At 68.6% G+C, this 16,087-nt stretch carries 13 protein-coding genes; 5 read left to right on the top strand and 8 right to left on the bottom strand.

Going from position 1 to position 16,087, the window contains the following annotated elements; translation table 11 throughout:
* The first annotated feature begins 57 nt into the window (after positions 1–57).
* Together ACQPYM_RS26975 and ACQPYM_RS26970 are read left to right on the top strand one after the other, a co-directional pair.
* A complete protein-coding gene (locus ACQPYM_RS26975) occupies positions 58–510 on the top strand; it encodes an Lrp/AsnC family transcriptional regulator (protein WP_433005541.1) in 453 nt (150 codons plus the stop codon).
* A gap of 253 nt (positions 511–763) precedes the next feature.
* Positions 764–2,254, top strand: a complete 1,491-nt coding sequence (locus tag ACQPYM_RS26970; protein ID WP_433005537.1) for a leucine-rich repeat protein — start codon at positions 764–766, stop codon at positions 2,252–2,254.
* 3 nt (positions 2,255–2,257) lie between these two features.
* Here the strand turns inward: ACQPYM_RS26970 and ACQPYM_RS26965 are convergent, their stop codons facing one another.
* Together ACQPYM_RS26965 and ACQPYM_RS26960 are read right to left on the bottom strand one after the other, a co-directional pair.
* Complete coding sequence (locus ACQPYM_RS26965; RefSeq protein ID WP_433005535.1) at positions 2,258–3,913, bottom strand: substrate-binding domain-containing protein; 1,656 nt, start codon at positions 3,911–3,913, stop codon at positions 2,258–2,260.
* 125 nt (positions 3,914–4,038) lie between these two features.
* On the bottom strand, positions 4,039–6,282 hold the full coding sequence (locus tag ACQPYM_RS26960) for an ATP-binding cassette domain-containing protein (RefSeq protein WP_433005533.1): 2,244 nt from the start codon (positions 6,280–6,282) through the stop codon (positions 4,039–4,041).
* Between the two features lie 63 nt (positions 6,283–6,345).
* Between ACQPYM_RS26960 and ACQPYM_RS26955 the strand changes: the two genes are divergently transcribed.
* Together ACQPYM_RS26955 and ACQPYM_RS26950 are read left to right on the top strand one after the other, a co-directional pair.
* Positions 6,346–7,314 (top strand): helix-turn-helix transcriptional regulator, encoded by a 969-nt coding sequence (locus tag ACQPYM_RS26955; protein WP_433005531.1) that lies wholly within the window; start codon positions 6,346–6,348, stop codon positions 7,312–7,314.
* Positions 7,315–7,341: 27 nt separating this feature from the next.
* Positions 7,342–8,343 (top strand): acyl-CoA dehydrogenase family protein, encoded by a 1,002-nt coding sequence (locus tag ACQPYM_RS26950; RefSeq protein ID WP_433005529.1) that lies wholly within the window; start codon positions 7,342–7,344, stop codon positions 8,341–8,343.
* Here the strand turns inward: ACQPYM_RS26950 and ACQPYM_RS26945 are convergent.
* Genes ACQPYM_RS26945 through ACQPYM_RS26930 form a run of 4 tightly spaced genes read right to left on the bottom strand, consistent with a single transcriptional unit; the run spans position 8,260 to position 11,330 of the window.
* Positions 8,260–9,000: a carboxymuconolactone decarboxylase family protein gene (locus tag ACQPYM_RS26945; protein WP_433005526.1), complete on the bottom strand. Its 741-nt coding sequence runs from the start codon at positions 8,998–9,000 to the stop codon at positions 8,260–8,262. The genes ACQPYM_RS26950 and ACQPYM_RS26945 overlap by 84 nt on opposite strands.
* A 13-nt stretch (positions 9,001–9,013) precedes the next feature.
* Entirely contained in the window at positions 9,014–9,832 is an 819-nt protein-coding gene (locus tag ACQPYM_RS26940; protein ID WP_433005523.1) for an SDR family oxidoreductase, read from the bottom strand.
* 15 nt (positions 9,833–9,847) lie between these two features.
* Positions 9,848–10,312, bottom strand: a complete 465-nt coding sequence (locus ACQPYM_RS26935) for an SAM-dependent methyltransferase (RefSeq protein ID WP_433005519.1) — start codon at positions 10,310–10,312, stop codon at positions 9,848–9,850.
* Between the two features lie 25 nt (positions 10,313–10,337).
* A complete protein-coding gene (locus ACQPYM_RS26930; RefSeq protein WP_433005517.1) occupies positions 10,338–11,330 on the bottom strand; it encodes an alpha/beta fold hydrolase in 993 nt (330 codons plus the stop codon).
* Positions 11,331–11,600: 270 nt separating this feature from the next.
* On the opposite strand from ACQPYM_RS26930, the gene ACQPYM_RS26925 reads away from it, so the two are divergent.
* Positions 11,601–12,317 carry a hypothetical protein gene (locus ACQPYM_RS26925; protein WP_433005514.1) on the top strand — a complete coding sequence of 239 codons (717 nt, stop codon included), beginning with the start codon at positions 11,601–11,603 and terminating at the stop codon, positions 12,315–12,317.
* On the opposite strand, the gene ACQPYM_RS26920 is transcribed toward ACQPYM_RS26925, so the two are convergent.
* Positions 12,318–15,029, bottom strand: coding sequence for an AAA family ATPase (locus ACQPYM_RS26920; RefSeq protein WP_433005511.1), 2,712 nt, complete (start codon positions 15,027–15,029; stop codon positions 12,318–12,320). It lies immediately after the preceding gene.
* 94 nt (positions 15,030–15,123) lie between these two features.
* A complete protein-coding gene (locus ACQPYM_RS26915; protein WP_433005508.1) occupies positions 15,124–16,011 on the bottom strand; it encodes an alpha/beta hydrolase in 888 nt (295 codons plus the stop codon).
* Positions 16,012–16,087 lie beyond the last annotated feature (76 nt).

The following is a 16,087-nucleotide window of genomic DNA, read 5'->3' as shown; positions in this document are numbered from 1 at the left end:
GGCAAACTGTTCGCCTCTTTTGCCCAGAATCGGGGCCCAAGCGCTAGATTCCGGGATATGGATGCGACTGACCGCAAAATTCTTGCTGAGCTCCAGGCAGATGGCCGGCTTACTCTCACCGACCTCGCCGACCGGGTGAACCTCAGCATCTCCCGCTGCCAACGACGGGTCCGTGAGCTGGAAGCCCAGGGCGCGATCCGCGGCTACCGCGCCGTCATCGACCCGGCCGCGGTCGGGCTCGGCTTCGAGGTGCTGGTATTCGCCGTTGTCGTGCATCCAGAAGCTGTCACGCAGATCGACGCAGCACTGGAAGCAATACCCCAGGTCATCGAAGCGCGACGGCTGTTCGGCGACCCCGACTACCTGATCCGCGTCGTGACCGCCGACCTCGCCGACTACCAACGGCTCTACGACACGGTTCTCAGCAAGATCCCCGGTATCCAACGCCTCAGCTCCACCATCGTGCTGAAACACAGCGTCCCCACCCGAGCACTGCCCACCCAGCTCTGACTCAAGGCGAAACCGAAACGCGCTTCGCTACCCGCCAACTCCAACCGTCAGCCCTGGGAGGATTGCGGGCCGAGTCGGGTCAGCAGGCGTGCGGCCTGGGAGCCGAGCCTGAACCCAAACGTGTTGACCACTCGCGCAGGCCACCGCCCTCGACGATTGGGTTACGAAAGCGAAACTGTGATTTCTTGTGTCCGTATCTGCGTTGGCCCAGTCTCCTGGACGGGTGGTTGCGATGGATCGGTGAGAGGACTCGATGAGGCAGTTTCTTGTGTGTGCCGGGCTCGTCCTGACGATGGCGGCTTGCGGCACCTCGGCGACCACCCAGGCGAGCACGCCAGTGAGTCCTCCGGTGAACACTGTGCCGAGCACCCCGGCGAGCACGCCGGCGGGGGAGCAGACGACGCCGGCGATCTCCGCGCCGGCCTCGCCGGGTGTTGTCGCCAAGCAAAGACCCGCTTCCACGCCTACGCCCACTAGGGCCCGGAAGGCAGCTCCCTCCGCAGGGAACGGCGACCCAGGCGTGGACCCGGTCTTCGGCAGCGACTCTGTGTTGAGTCAGCGCGAAACCTATAGCTACCGGTACTCCGAGCCGGGTGACCACAAGTTGCCGGCGGGCACGTTCGCCCTCCGCTACAACGTGTCGACCGCCGGCCGGTCACCACTGAAGGGCCGGCTGGCCGATGCTGGGCAGGCGCTCGCCCGGGCCGGCGGTCTGGCCGTCTACCTCGACGGTGGCACAGCGCTGAACGATGCCGACCTCACGACGATCCAGTCGCTGCACCAGCCGTCGGCGAATGGTGGGCTCGGCCTCACCAAGCTCAGTCGGCTGTACGTCTACAACCTCAAGACGCTGCAAGGTGGCAAGGAGTGCACGCCGAGCTCGGGCCTGGCGTGCGCCGGGCAGACGGCCCGCGGCGGCCTGTCGCCGTACCTGTGGTTCAACGGCTGGTGGGAATCCTGGGTCAGACATCTCACCCTGGACGACCTCGAAGAAGTGAAGGCCGGTTCCTTCAGCAACAGCCCGCTCGAGTCGGTCAGCCTGCGGGCGGCACGGTCGATCGGGGTCATGGGGTTCGGCCACCGGCCCTACGCCAAGCTGACCGAGCTCTATCTGCCCAGCGTGACGTCGATCGGCAGAGACGCGTTCCGCCGCAACCAGTACCTGGTCAAGGTGAATCTGCCCCGGGCGACCAAGATCGACGACTACGCGTTCGACGACACCTCGCGGCTGGAGTACTTCAACGCCCCGCGGCTGGTGTCCATCGGCCGCAACGCGCTCAACGACACCCATGCGCTGAAGTCGGTGAACTTCCCGGCGCTCGAGTACGTCGGGATCAACTGCTTCGACCTCAACGGCGACGCGCGGACCGGGACCGGGGTCACAGTGCTGCGGCTGCCGAAGGTGACGGTGCTGGACAAGAACGCCCTGACCGGCTTCGCCGGCTTGCGGCACATCTACGCACCCAGGCTGACGACCGCATTGCACGACGCGGTCACGAACAATCCGAGACTGGCGACGGTGTACGCACCGAACCTCGGCCGGCTCGGCCCGCGCGCCTTCCGCGGCAACCCCGAGCTGCGCGCGGTCCACCTTGGCCACCAGCCACCGTCTCAGGAAGAGGACGTGTTCGCCGGTGCCGACCCGCGAAAGCTGACGATCTACCACCTGGGAACCGCCGCCGCGTGGACGCGCTTCGTACCAGCGGGCAACTCCCGCGTTCCGGTCCGCCAACAGAAGCAGTGAGTTTCAGCGACCTTGGAGGGCGTTGATGAAGACTTCCTGGAGGTCTGCGGGGCTTCGGGCTACGTAGCTTTGGCCTCCGGTTGCCTTGGCCAGTCGGGAGAGTTCCTCGGAGCTTGCCTGCGGGCCGATGCCCAGTGCGATGATTCGGACCGGGCGGGCCGGATCGCTCAGGTCTCTGAGCTTTTGAACGGCTTGGTCGAGGGTCAGGCTGCCGGGGTCGTCCTGGTTGCCCTGGCCGTCGGTGAACAGCAGGACGGTGTTCACCGCGCTGGGCTGGTAGCTCGCCTGCATCGTCTGCATGGCCGCGATCACCGTGTCGTACAACCCGGTCCCGCCGCCGACGACCGCCTTGACCCCGCTCAACTGGCCGAGGAGATCTTGTCGCTGCGGCCCGGTCAGCTTGCGGACCGGGACCAGCGGCTTCCAGTCCTTCTGGCCATTGAGCTTTTCCGAGAACGTCCACAGCCCGATCGCGGAACTCTCCGGGAAAAGCTTCAGCCCGGTCGCGGCGGCCTCGACGGTGAGCTGCATGCGGGTCTTCCCGGTCCCCGGAACAGGTGCCGCCATGGAACCGGACACATCGATCACGGCCAGCGAGTTCGTCGGCAGCGACAGGGTGAGCCAGGCCCGAAGCGATCCATCGATGGCGCGGGCGGACGGCGCCGTGAGCCGGCTGACGTCTCCCGCACCGCGGCCGTCACTCAACGGACTGAGCAGCGGATCCCGGAAGCCCGCGTCCTCCCGAACCTTGGCCGCGTCGCCCGTCAGCAGTTCCTGGGCCAGTGCCTTGCCCGCCTCGGCCAACGCCTCTGAAGTGGGCTTGGCCGTCACGACCAGCGGATAGTCGAGCAGCAACGTCCCGGTGCTCGGTATCACGCCCTTCAGTTCAGCACCGGGATGCTCGTCCTGATACCTGACCACGCTCTGCTCCGAAGCCGGTACGACGATCTTGCTGCCACCGGCCGCGGCCTTCCCGAGCAGGCCGTCGACATCGACGTACGGCTTCGCCATCGCACCCAGGCGTTGCGCCAGCGGCACCAGCACCCCCGCGACCTGGGTGTTGGATGCCGCGGTCTTGGCGCGCTCCGCCTGGACGGCCAGCAGCGCCAAGGCTCCGGTCGACTGGCTCATCGGATCGAGCAGAGCTACCTCCCGGCCGGCGAAGGAGCCCAGCCAGGACGGGGTGTTCTCGAGGTTCTCACTCCGGCCCGCCAGCACCAGCGGCGACGACGCGAGCGAGGGGACCGCCACCGTAGGGACCGACTCGCCGTCATCGGCACGCCCGATCCAGATGGATGAGTCCGGGACCCACAGGTCCGGACGTCCGTCAGCGGCACTGGCGAGTTCTTTGGCGACCTTGGCCGACGGTGCTGCCGTGATGGTGAACCGGGCACAAGGGGCACCATTCGCACCGCCCTTGGCTTCCAGCGACTTCGCGGCCGCCACCAGCAGCGGCTGGACGTCAGCCGTCGCGCTCACCTGGATCTGCGTCGAGCCCTCGCACGACCGACTCGACAGACCGCTCTCCCCATCACCGTCCGACCCCAGACCGCGGATCACCAACACGGCGGTCAACGAGATCGCCAGCAGACCGACCGCGACGATATACACGACCCGGCGGTTGCCACCTCGCTTCACCGCAGAGACATGTTTCCCCATCGCTCGGCCCACTTCCTCCCAAAGGCAACTGCGAGCGCAGACTACCTGGTCCCACGCTCACCAGCGTTGCCAGCCGAGTGATCGTGACAGTGCGACAGACGCGGGGGCTGGTGAGCGGCTCGACTTCAGGCGGGTTTGGCGTGGCGTAGGGCGGCGGCGGTGGGGGTGTCGCGGGGGAGGAGGTTCTGGACCGGGCCTTCGTGCAGGACCCGGCCGCCGTACTTGCCGGGGCCTGGGCCGAGGTCGATGATCCAGTCGGCCTGGAGGATCACGTCGACGTTGTGCTCGATGACGACGACGGTGTGGCCGCGTTCCACGAGTTGGTCGAGGACTTCGAGCAGGATGTCGATGTCGTTCAGGTGGAGTCCGGTGGTGGGTTCGTCGAGTACGTACACCGCGGGCTCGTCGGCGTCGTGGAGTTCACGCCCGATCTTCAGTCGCTGGCATTCGCCGCCGGACAGGGTGCTGAGTGGCTGCCCGAGGCGCAGGTAGCCGAGCCCGACAGCGGCGAAGCTCCGCAGTGCCCGGACGACGGCCGGCTCGGGGAAGCGCCGGATCGCCTCGTCCACGGTGAGGTCGTCGATGTCCGCGATGGACAGACCGTCGACCTGATAGCCGAGTACTTCGGACGTGAACCGTCGGCCCTGGCAGGTCTCGCAGACCGTCTCCTGCCCGTCCATGAAGGCGAGGTCGGTGTAGATCACGCCGAGTCCCTTGCACGCCGGGCATCCACCATCGGAGTTCGCGCTGAACAGCGAGGCCGGTACTCCGTTGCGCTTGGCAAAGGTTTTGCGGATGGCGGGGGCGATGCCGGTCCAGGTGATCGGCGTGGATCGCCGGTTGGTGCTCACCGCCGACTGGTCGATCACGATCGCCGGGTGCTGCTCGATCAGCTCCGCGGCCAGGCTGGACTTCCCCGAACCGGCGACTCCGGTGAGCACGGTCAGCAACCCGGTCGGAACGTCGACCGTGAGGTCGCGCAGGTTGTTCCGTGTCGCCCCGGCGATCGTGATGCTGCCGCGCGGTGTCCGCGGGACCGGCTTGAGCGAGCGGCGTCGCCGCAGCGCGACGCCGGTCGGGGTACCGGCGTCGAATAGTTCGGCGTAGCTGCCCTGGAACACCAACTGTCCGCCGTCGTCGCCGGCACCGGGGCCGACCTCGATGATCTGGTCGGCGACGGCCATCACGTCGGGGTCGTGCTCGACGACCAACACGCAATTTCCCTTGTCCCGCAATTGTTCGAGCAAGGTGGTCATCGCCGGGGTGTCGTGCGGATGCAGGCCGACGGTCGGCTCGTCGAACACATAGAGCATCTCGGTCAGACTGCTGCCGAGGTGCTTGACGGTCTTGATCCGTTGCGACTCGCCGCCGGACAAGCTGGTGGTGGCGCGGGCCAGGTGCAGATAGCCCAACCCGATCGTGATCATCGCTTCCAGTCGCGCCGTCAAGGCCTGTACTACGGGCGCCACTGTCGCGTCCGTGATCCCGCCGATCAGGGCGGCCAGGTCGGTGAGTTCCATCCGCGAGAGCTGGCCGATGGTCTGGCCCGCCACGGTCGCAGTACGGGATGCCTCGTTGAGCCGGTCGCCGTCGCAGTCGGGGCACGTCGTCGATCGGGTGAAGCGGCGGATGGTCTCCTGCTTGCGTTCGGACATCTCCTGGGAGGTGTGCAGGTAGATCCGTTCGAACCGTTCGACGACGCCCTCGTAGTCCTTGGGCGGTTTGGTGCCGAGCTTCGCGGCCGCCTCGCCGCCGTAGAGCAGCGCCTCCCGCTCCATCGGGGTCCAGTCGCGCAGCGGGGTGTCGAGCGCGAAGGATCCGATATCGGCGTACTGGCTGTACCAGTAGCCGCCGTTGCCGAACCCGGGCAGCAGGATCGCTCCCTGCGCGAGTGACTTGTCGAGATCGAGGAAACGGTCCGTGGCACTCGCGACCACCTCACCCAGCCCGGTGCAGGTCGGACACATGCCGGCCGGGTCGTTGAACGAGAAGTGCCCCGACTCACCGACGTACGGCGTACTGATCCGGGAGAACAGCAGTCGCAGATAGGTCCACGCGTCGGTGATGGTGCCGACGGTGGATCGTGCGTTGCCGCCCAGCCTCCGTTGGTCGATCACCACCATCGGCGACAGTCCGTCGATCTCGTCGACCTCGGGACGGCTCCAGCGGGGGAGCCGGTTGCGGGTGAACGGTGGGAAGGTCTCGTTGAGTTGGTGGCCCGCCTCGGCCGCGATCGTGTCGAAGACCAGCGACGACTTGCCCGAGCCGGAGACCCCGACGAACACCAGCAACTGGTCGCGCGGGAGGTCCACGTCGAGCCCGGCGAGGTTGTTCGTGCGCGCGCCGCGGATTCGGATGTGTTTGCCCATGAGCACCGAACGTAGCCCGCTATGTGGCCGGATCCTGACCGCATTATGAGCGACAATCGAGGGGTGGCGGATGTGACCGAGCGAATGCTGGCGCTGCTGGCCACGCTCCAGACCGGGAGGGCGTTCAGCGGCCCTGAACTGTCGGCCCGGCTCGGCGTGAGCCCGCGGACCCTGCGGCGCGACATGGATCGGCTTCGCGGCTATGGCTATCCCGTCCAGACGCAGCCCGGGCGAGGCGGCTTCTACCGGCTCACCGCGGGCCGTGCGCTGCCACCACTGGTCCTGGACGACGACGAAGCCGTGGCGACGCTGTTGGGGCTGGCCACGCTGGCTTCCATCGGCGACGCGGGAGAAGGCAGCCTGGATGACGCAGCCACGCGCGCCTACGGCAAGATCGACCAACTCCTGCCTACTCGGCTGAGGCCCCGCGCGCACGCGATCAGGTCCAGCCTGGAGGCCGGCCGCCAGGTGGCCCCGGCGACGAGCCCGCGAATCCTGGCCGAGCTCGCCGACGCGGCCCGCGAGCGGCGTACGGTGACCTTCGACTATCAGGGCGCCTCCGGGCGGCGGTCGTCACGACGCTGCGAACCCCACCGGCTGGTCTATCTCAACCTGCGCTGGTACTTCCTCGGCTGGGATCTGGACAAGGACGACTGGCGGGTCTTTCGCTCCGACCGGGTCGACGGCTTGCACACCACCACCCAACAGTTCCGGGAACGGCCCCTCCCGGCCGACAGCGCCGTTGACTACCTGCGCCAAGGACTCGGCAAGGACCTGGTATCGGTCAGGCTCACCGTCGAGGCCCCGCTGGACCGGGTCGCCGACGCACTCCGCTACCAAGAGGCCGAGATCGCCGCGGTCACGGACCGGCGTACCGAGGTGACCGTCAAGCTCGACAGTTGGCACTGGCTGCTGCTCACCCTCGCGTTCCTGGACGCCGACTTCGTCATCCACGAACCGCAGGAGTTCAAGGACGCCTACCGCGCCTACGCCCGACGACTCACCAACGCCGTACGGACGAGCGGGGTCTGAACCGGGACGCAAAGTATTGTGCCCAAGGTGGACGCCGACACCATGATCGCCCGCGCACAGGTGCTTGCCGACGACGTACTCTTTCCGGCCGCGCTCACCGTCGATCAGGCCGATTGGATACCAGAGTCGACGATTCAATCGCTCGTCGAGCAAGGCTTCTACGGCATTGCCGCGCCGGCCGAGACGGGCGGGCTCGGCGAGCCCGACATGGCCGTGGCGGTCCGCATTCTGGAGACGCTGGCCAGCGGGTGCCTGGCCACCGCGTTCACCTGGATGCAGCACCACGGGCCGGTACTCACCGCCGCCTACTGCGAACAACCGGGGATCCGAGAGAAGTGGTTGGCGCCGTTGGCGAGCGGTGAACTGCGCGGCGGCATCGCCCTTGCGGGGGCGCGCCAAGGCGGCCTCGCGGTACGGCGAACCGGCGACGGCTACCTGCTCAACGGCAGCGTGCCGTGGGTGACGGGCTGGGACATGATCGACCTCGTCCACGTGGCCGCCCTTGACGACTCCGGCAACGTGGTCTTCCTGCTCATGGATGCGGTGGCCTCGGAATCACTGGGTCCCGAGCTCAACGATCTCGTCGCGGCGCGGGCGAGCCGGACGGTGACACTGACCTTCCGCGACCATCTTGTGCCCGTGGATCGGTTCACCGGCGCCCAGCCGTTCGCGGACTGGCAGCGCGCGGAGGCGTCCGGCTCGGCCCTCAATGGTGCCCTCGCGCTCGGCGTGGCCACACGCTGTCACAGGTTGCTCGGTGACGATGCCGCAGGCAACGGGTTCGCGGACGAGATCGATGCCTGCCGCGCGGCTCTGATCGCGGCCGACGCGGGGAGCACGCCCGCCGCACGCGCTGTCGCCTCCGAGCTTGCGCTACGGGCCGCCACTACCTTGATGGTCCAAACCGGAAGCCGGTCGGTGCTGACCGGCAACCCGGCCCAGATGCTACTTCGCGAGGCGGGATTCCTGCTCGTCTTCGGCACCCGCCCGCTGATCCGCGACGCCCTCCTCGCCCGCATCAGCCGCTGACCCGTATCCACTGGGAAGTAGGACCTCTGCGGCGGCCCAGGCTCGGGGAAGGCCGAATTCGGCTAGGCCGCGGATCAGGTCGCGGAAAGTGTTCTCGGTGGCTCCGGCGGACGTGGCCAGCTCTGCGTGCAGGCGTAGCGACCGGCCCAGTGTCTGGTAGTGGACGTCCACGGTCAGGCAGGCGATCGCCCGCTCGCGGATGCTGAGATACGGCCGGGCCCAGCGCTGTGCCAGTTGGTCTTCGGTGAAGGCGGCCAGTGCGTCGTCCACAGTCGCCAGGCTGTGGACGGTACGGAGTAGGGGACCGGTCAGCGGCACCGGCTCGACCGCATCGGTGTCCTCCGCTGCGGGTAGGCCCAGCTCGGTCAGGCGCTGAAACGCGGTGACGAGGATGGGGTAGCCGACGTACGGCGCCAGGTGGCGGTAGAGCTCCCTGATCGATTCGGGCTCGACTCCGTTGGCCAGGGCCATCTGCACATGCATGGCCAACGGCACGTCGAGGTGCGGGTGGCAGAGGTCGGCGGTCAGGCAGACGAAGGCTTTCTCCCGCATCGTCAGGTGAGTCAGCCCCCACAGGTTGTGGCCGGCGCCCACGGCGAGCTTGGCGAAAACGGGGTCGAGGGCGGTCAGGGCGTCCGCTCCGGCGAGCTGGGTCATGGACGAGCTCCGTTCAGGACAGGCCCAGCGCGCGCAGGCGCAGGGCATCGAGGGTGTACTGCGGAACGACGCGGCCGAGCGTGCTCATCAGCCGGGACTTCTTGCCGACCGGGTAACGCGCGCGGGGTTTGCGCGCAGTGAGGGCGTGCAGTACGGCGCGGGCGACCACGTCGGGGTTGGAGCCGGAGCGCTCCTCCTTCAGCCCGTGCGTGACCATGGTGCGGTAGGCATCGCCGTACAGCCGCCGGCCGTCCTCGCCGAGGGAGGCCAGGCGGGGTTCCACCTCGTCTTCCAGCTTGTCGACCGCCTCGGTGTGGATCGAACCGGGTTCGACCAGGACGGCGGCCACGCCGTACGGCGTGAGTTCCATCCGCAGCGCGTCGTTGAGGGACCGGATGGCGTGCTTGGACGAGCACAGCGGGCCGCCGAACGGCAGGGTGATCCAGCTGCCCACCGAGCCCACCGTGACCACCCGGCCGCGCGATGCGCGCAACATCGGCAGCATGGCCTGGGTGACCGCCACTTGGCCGAAGACGTTGACCTCGTACTGCCAGCGCAACGTGTCGAGAGGGACGAACTCCAGCGGGCCGGTGACGCCGACCCCGGCATTGTTGACCAGGGCATCCAAACGGCCGAGCCGTTCGGCCGCATCGGCGATCTGGCCGGTTTCGGTGACATCCAGCGTGATCGGGGTGACGGTCGGGCCGAGAGCCTGACCGTCGGCCTCCTTGCGCACTCCGGCAAAGACGGTGAAGCCTTCGCGGGCCAGCAGCAGGGCGGTGGCACGGCCGATTCCGCTGGACGCGCCGGTGACCAGGACGGTTTTCGCCATGAGGATTCCTCCAGCTCAGTAGTAGGTGCGCATCAGGTCGGTCGCCCAGTCGGGTTGGAACGTCGGGCCGTGGGGTCCGAATTCGGCCATGTAGGGCTTGATGTCCAGAACCGGTGTGCCGTCGATGGCGTCCAGGCCGCGCACGTGCAGGTCCAGACCGTCGACGGCGATGAGCCGGCAGCGAGATACGCCGAGCAGGTTGGGGCGGTTCTTGCCCCGCTGGGCGAAGATGCCGACCTTGGGCCAGTCCGGGTTCCCGCGGGGGTGGCGGGCGGAGGTGTTGATCGATGCGGGCTCGACGAGATGGAACCGGTACACGATCTCCAGATGCGAGAAGGCGTCAAGCCCGGCCAGGGTTTCCGGGCCGAAGCGGGTTCCGTCGAGGCGGATCAGCGCCTGTTCGGCATACCAGTCGTCGTCCGAGGCCTCGAGACGTCCGCCGAGTACTGTCGCGACGGGTTCCAGCACGATGGTCTGCACAGCATTCCTCCAAGGATTCGATCGGTCAGCGCGCGTCGGCGAAGAAGGTCGCGAGGTGGCGGTTGACCGGTTCGGGGCAATCGAGCTGCGGGACGTGGCCGCAGTTGTCCAGGATCACGAGCTGGTCGTTCGGGAGCAGCTCAGCGAAGCGGTGCGCGCGTTCGACGGGCTGGATGGTGTCGTGCTTGCCCCACAGCACCAGCGTCGGGGCCTTGGTGGCCGGAAGGGCCTTTTCGGTTGGCGCCCAGTCCAGTCGGCGTTCCAGCAGGTAGGTGGCGCGGATGTTGTCGTGGAAGGTCATCGGCGCCCACCACTCGTCCACCAACTGATCGGTCACGCGGTCCTTGTTGACCATCATGTCCTCGGCCAGCCCACGGACGGTGGACTTGCCGGTGGACAGCTTGACGGCCAGCTCGCCGACGACGGGGAGCTTCAGGGATTCCCACATCAGGGTGCCGCGAAGGTCCAGCCCAGTGGCGTCGAGCAGGGCGAGCTTGGTCACGCGATCGGGGTGGCGTTGGGCGAAGGCCAGCGCCCAGCCTCCGCTCCAGGAGTTGCCGGCCAGGGCTGTTCGCCGTACGCCGATGCTGTCCATGAACGCGCCGACCGCGGAGACCATGGCATCCAGGTCGAAAGCGAAGTCGGAGTCCTTCAACTCGGTGTAGCCCTGGCCGGGGAGGTCGACCACGTAGACGGTGTGGTCGCGGGCCAGTACGTCGACCTGGTCCTTCCAGCCGATGACGGACGTGCCGCCGGGCGAGAGCAGGATCACCGGGGTGCCGGAACCGGCTTGGACGTAGTGGAAGCGGGCGATCGGGGTGTCGGCGTAGCGTGAGCCGACCTGAGCCAGGTACGGCGAGCGGAACGCGCGGCCGTCTTCGGCGGGCTGCCAGCCGTACGCGCCGAACAGCAGCACGGCCACCAGCAGGGCCAGCGCTGCCGCGAACCAGCGCCGCCAGCGCCGCTTGCGCGCCGGCCGGGCGGCAGCGGGTCGAATTGTCTTGTCCAGGCTGACCATCGTGTTCCCCTTGGCTTGGTCCGAAGTGTCCGTAGGTCTGGACACGCGGGGTGTGCGCAACGGTGACAGCCGCGGCACGTGATCCGGCTCTCACGTATCGGCCGGACGTGTTGCCAGAAGGTTAGGAAGATCGCGACGGCGTTCGCCTCCGTCAGGTGACTGATAGCTGCGCGGGACACATCGGTCGTCAGCGTCAGCACGGTTGCCGGCCGGTGAACTTCAGTCAGATGACGGAGGCGATCCCGAGCGCTCGCGGCTAGCGTCGGCGCCATGAAGCTGATCAACGACCACCTGGCCATCAAAGCCCGGGTGCTGCCCACGACGGGCGACGGCTATGTCCTGCTGGCCGGTGAGGCCGGCTCCTGGCGCGGTCCCTTCGCGGTTCCTCCCCTCGAGCTGGCCGGCCGCCTCAAGACGCTTGCCGAGGGCATCGAGGCCACCGAGGCGAACGTGTTCCGCGCGGTACTGCGGCCGCCCGGCGAGGGCAACCAGGTGCTGGCCGCCAGGAGCATCCGCCCGGCGCGCTTCGACCTCGTCGTACTGTTCCGAACCACTTCCGTGGAGGCAGCCCTGGAGTTGCGCGAGAGTGCTGCCTACAAGCAACTCGCCGAGACACTGCGCTCGGCCTCCCGCCGTACGCACGAGATCGTCGCCGACAACGCCGGACGGCTCGGCGACGTGGACCACAGCCAGGACCACCGCTACCTGCTCAACTACTTCTACGCCGACGATCGCGAGACCTTGCTGAAGGTTTGGGAGTACTCCGCGGGGTGGTTCCAGGCGAACACCGCGCTGCCCAACTCCGCACTGATGCGGCCGGTGGAAGGCGAGCCCGCCGACTACGGTCTGATCAACCACGCCAGCTGGCCGAACTGGCGGACCTTCCTGCCCAGCCTCATCTTCCGGCCCACCTACCGCCGCTTCGTGCTGGCCAACTTCAAGGCGAACGACATCGCCGCGCAGCCGATCATCTACCGCCTGGTCTGACTAGGCCAGCAGCAGCCTGGCCAGCTCGGCACGAGACGAGATCCCCAGCTTGGGAAACGCCTTGTACAGATGGGAGGCGACGGTGCGAGGGCTGAGGAACAGCTGGGCCCCGATGTCCCGGTTGGACGCTCCGGTGACAGCCAGCCGGACCACCTGAAGCTCCTGGGGTGTGAGCGCGGCCAGCGCATCGCTGTTCCGGGAGCGGTCCGGCAGAGAAGCTCCGGTGGCCCGCAGCTCGGTTGCTGCGCGGGCCGACCACGCGGCGGCATCGAGCCGGTCGAAGGCCTCGACGGCAGCCGCGAGCTGGGCGCGAGCCGCGATACGCCGCTGATGACGGCGGAGCCATTCCCCGTAGACCAGGCGGGTGCGTGCCTCGTCGAAGCGCTGCTCGCTCTCGGCATGCAAGGCCAGTGCCTGCTCGAAAAGTCGCTCGGCCTCGTGGTCGGCGGCGAGCAGAGCCCGCGCCCGATGCAGTACGGCGAGAGGTTTGGCCCGTCCAGTGGCCTGCGCCCACTCGGCGTACCGTCGCAGCGGTTCCTGCGCACGCTGGGGATGTCCCGCCCGCGCGGCGGCCTCGACGTAGTCGGGCCAGACGTACCGCCAGAGGAAGGCATGGCGGGTCGGGCCGGCTGCTGCCCGGTCCACCCGCTCGAGCGCCGCCTCGTAGCGACCCGCCGCGAGGTCGACCATCAGCTGCGCGTACTCCGCCCACCAGGCGCCCGGCATCCACCTGCGGTGATCGGCTTCGCGGATCGCCTGTCCAGCCATCGCCGCGCACTCCTCGGGCAGGCCGGCAACCGCCGACAGCCAGGCATGCACGCCTGCGAGGTAGCTGGTCCACTGCGGCTGACCTACGTCGGAGGCCAGGGCCAGTCCGGCAGCCACGGTGGCTCGCGCGGCACGGTGGTCTCCGCTGATGAGCTGGGCGATCGAGTAGATCGTCATGGCCTGGGGCATGCGGCCCAGGCGTCCCGAGGCGCGGCAGTCCTCGACGAGCTGCGCCGCGCCGTCCAACATGCCGTCGGAGTCGGCGCGGACGATGGCCTGGTAGGTGAGGACGAAGCGCATTTCGAAGGGAACGTGCTCGGCCTGGCCTGGCAGCGGATAGGTATGTGTGGTCGCCGCGTCGCCCTCGATGATCAGGCGGAAGCCGTGGTTGATCGCACGGACCACAGCGGCCAGCCCGTCGCCGTCCGGGCACAGCTCCTCGGTACGCTGGGCAAGCGCGGCTTGAGCGGCATGGGGTGCACTGGCCCAGGTGTAGAAGCCTGCCATGCTCAGCATCGGCAGCTTGGCGGACAGGTCCGCCACCGCCTCTACTGCCTCAAGCAGCAGGCGTACGCCGTCCAGCGGCCGGCCCGCCTCGATTTCCAGCTTCGCCCTGACCTGGGCCAGCTCGGCCAGGACAGAGGTGGGCGGCACCGAGTCCTCCGCCAGCCGCCGCGCCCGGTCGACCAGCTCACGTGCGCGCTCCCACAAGCCCGCCTCGGCCGCCGCCCCGGCTGCGGCAGTCCACCGGCGTGCGGCCTCGGCGGGGTCAGCTGACAACTCGGCTGCGCGTGCGTAGGCAGCCGACACTGCCGTCTGCCCGCCGCGCTGCCCGGCGCGCACCGCCAGGCACTCCATCATCCGGGCCACTTCTTCATCGGGCCTCAGGGTGACGGCGGCCAGGTGCCAGGCCCGCCGATCGTCGTCGACCGCCTCGGCCAACGCCCGGTGCGCCGCCAGTTGGGCGGTGAAGTCGGAGGCGAGCAGTACTGCGGTCCGTACCAGGGGATGGCGGAAGGCAACGCCGTCCGTGCCCACCCGGACCAAGCCGCTCCGCTCCGCCTCGGCGAAATCGATCAGCGTGGCGCCGAGCAGACCGACCGCGTGCGCGAGCGAGCCCAGCGCGGCGCGGTCTTCGAGGGCCGCCACCAGCAAGCAGCAGCGGGTCGCACCCGGCAGGGCCGCGATCCGGTCACGGAAACCGCGCAGCACTCGATCGGTCACCGGCCGCGCCGTACCGAAGGAGAACGGCAGTGCGACGAGGGCACCCCTGCGCTGCTCTGCTGTGAGCATGCGGGGCAGCTCGAGCAGAGCGAGTGGGTTGCCCTGGGCCTCGGCGACGAGCTGCTCCCGCACGGCGGGCGGCACGTCGGCGGCCTGCTCGGTGACGAGCCGGTGTGCGGCCTCGGCCTCCAGCTCGCCCAGCCGCAGCTCGGGCAGCCCACGGGTGGGAAAGTCGTCCTCGCCCTCTCGCACCGCGAACAGTGCGGTGACGGGCTCAGTCTGCAGCCGCCGTACGGCGAACAGCAGCGCGTCGGCCGATTCGCCGTCCAGCCAGTGGGCATCGTCGACCAGGCACACCACCGGACCCGCCGCCGAAAGCTCCACGAGCAGACTGAGCGTCGCCAGCCCGACCAGGAAACGGTCTCCTCGGGTCGGGCCGCCGAGCCCGAGCGCGGCACGCAATGCCTCGGCCTGCTGTGGCGGCAGCGCTGCCAGCTCGTCGAGGACTGGGCGAAGGAGGAGGTGCAGGGCGGCGAACGGCAGGTCGGCCTCGGACTCGACACCGTTCACCCGCAGTACGCGTGCCTGTGCTCGCCCAGCGGCGTAGTCCAGGAGGGCCGACTTACCGATGCCTGCCTCGCCACGCACGATCAAGGCGCCGGAGCGCGACTCCAGCAAGTCGTCTACGGCAGCTTGCTCGGCCTGACGCCCGTACAACATCGGATGCTATCCCCTTCGCTTGGTCCGGAAGATGTTCGAAGGTCTGGACACGCGGGGTCTGCGCACCAGTGACATGCGCGGCAGATGATCCGGCTCACACTGTGGCGGAGCTGCGGCGGCAGAAGTCGAGCTGGTCGGCGACCACGCGGTCGCGGAAGCTGGGATCTGTGTAGAAGGTGAAGTGCGTGCCGGGGTAGGAGCGCAGTTCGCCTTGTGGTGCGCGGTCGGCCAGCGCTCGGGTGGTCTCCAGCGGCGTCTCCCGATCGTCGGCGGCGACGCAGACCAGGAGCGGGCAGGACAGGCGGGCCGCGGCCTCCGCGGGCCGGTAGCGCATCATCTGGAGCAGCCCTCTGGGCGCGACGGCGTTGCGCCACAGGGTTTCCTGGCCACCGGTCAGCGTCTGGATGTGCTGGTCGGCCTCCGGGGTCGCGGTCACGGCGAGCTCTCCCGGCCGTCCGACCATGGGGATGTAGTAAGGCCGCAGGCCGAGCTTGCCGCGCAGCGCGTCCCAGAAGATCGCGCCCAGCAGCCGCAGTGTGTCAGCGGTCGAGCGTCCCTCGACCTTCTTCGGGAATCCGTTGAAGGGGATCTGCGCCACCACGCCGGCGATCAGGGGATCGTCGGCCGCGACAGTGACTGCGTGCGCGCCGCCCAGCGAGTTGCCCCACAGCAGCACTCTGTTGGGATCGACGCGCTCGTGCCCGCGGGCGAAGGCCACGGCGGCGCGGACGTCGACGAGCTGGCAGTCGATGTCGGGAACCTGGCGTGGCTCGCCGTCGCTCTCGCCGAAGCCCCGGTAGTCGAAGACCAGGGCCGCGAAGCCCTCGGCGGCGAAGCGCTCGGCGTAGTCGAAAAGCCGATCCATCGTCCCGCTGAAGCCGTGACAGAGCACCAGGCACGGCACCGGTTCGGAGCCCGTGGGGAGGTAGAGGTAGCCGGCGCACCGGACGCCGGCAGCGGTGAAGGACACCTTGGTTCGCATCAGATCGCTCCTACCGCCCTAGACTGACTTCCGGTAGGCACCTTAGCGAAAAAACTGACCGCAGGTAAGTGGGATC

This window comes from Kribbella sp. CA-294648 (assembly GCF_050943845.1).
Classification (GTDB): Bacteria; Actinomycetota; Actinomycetes; order Propionibacteriales; family Kribbellaceae; genus Kribbella.
This window is presented reverse-complemented; position numbering and strand designations above follow the sequence as displayed.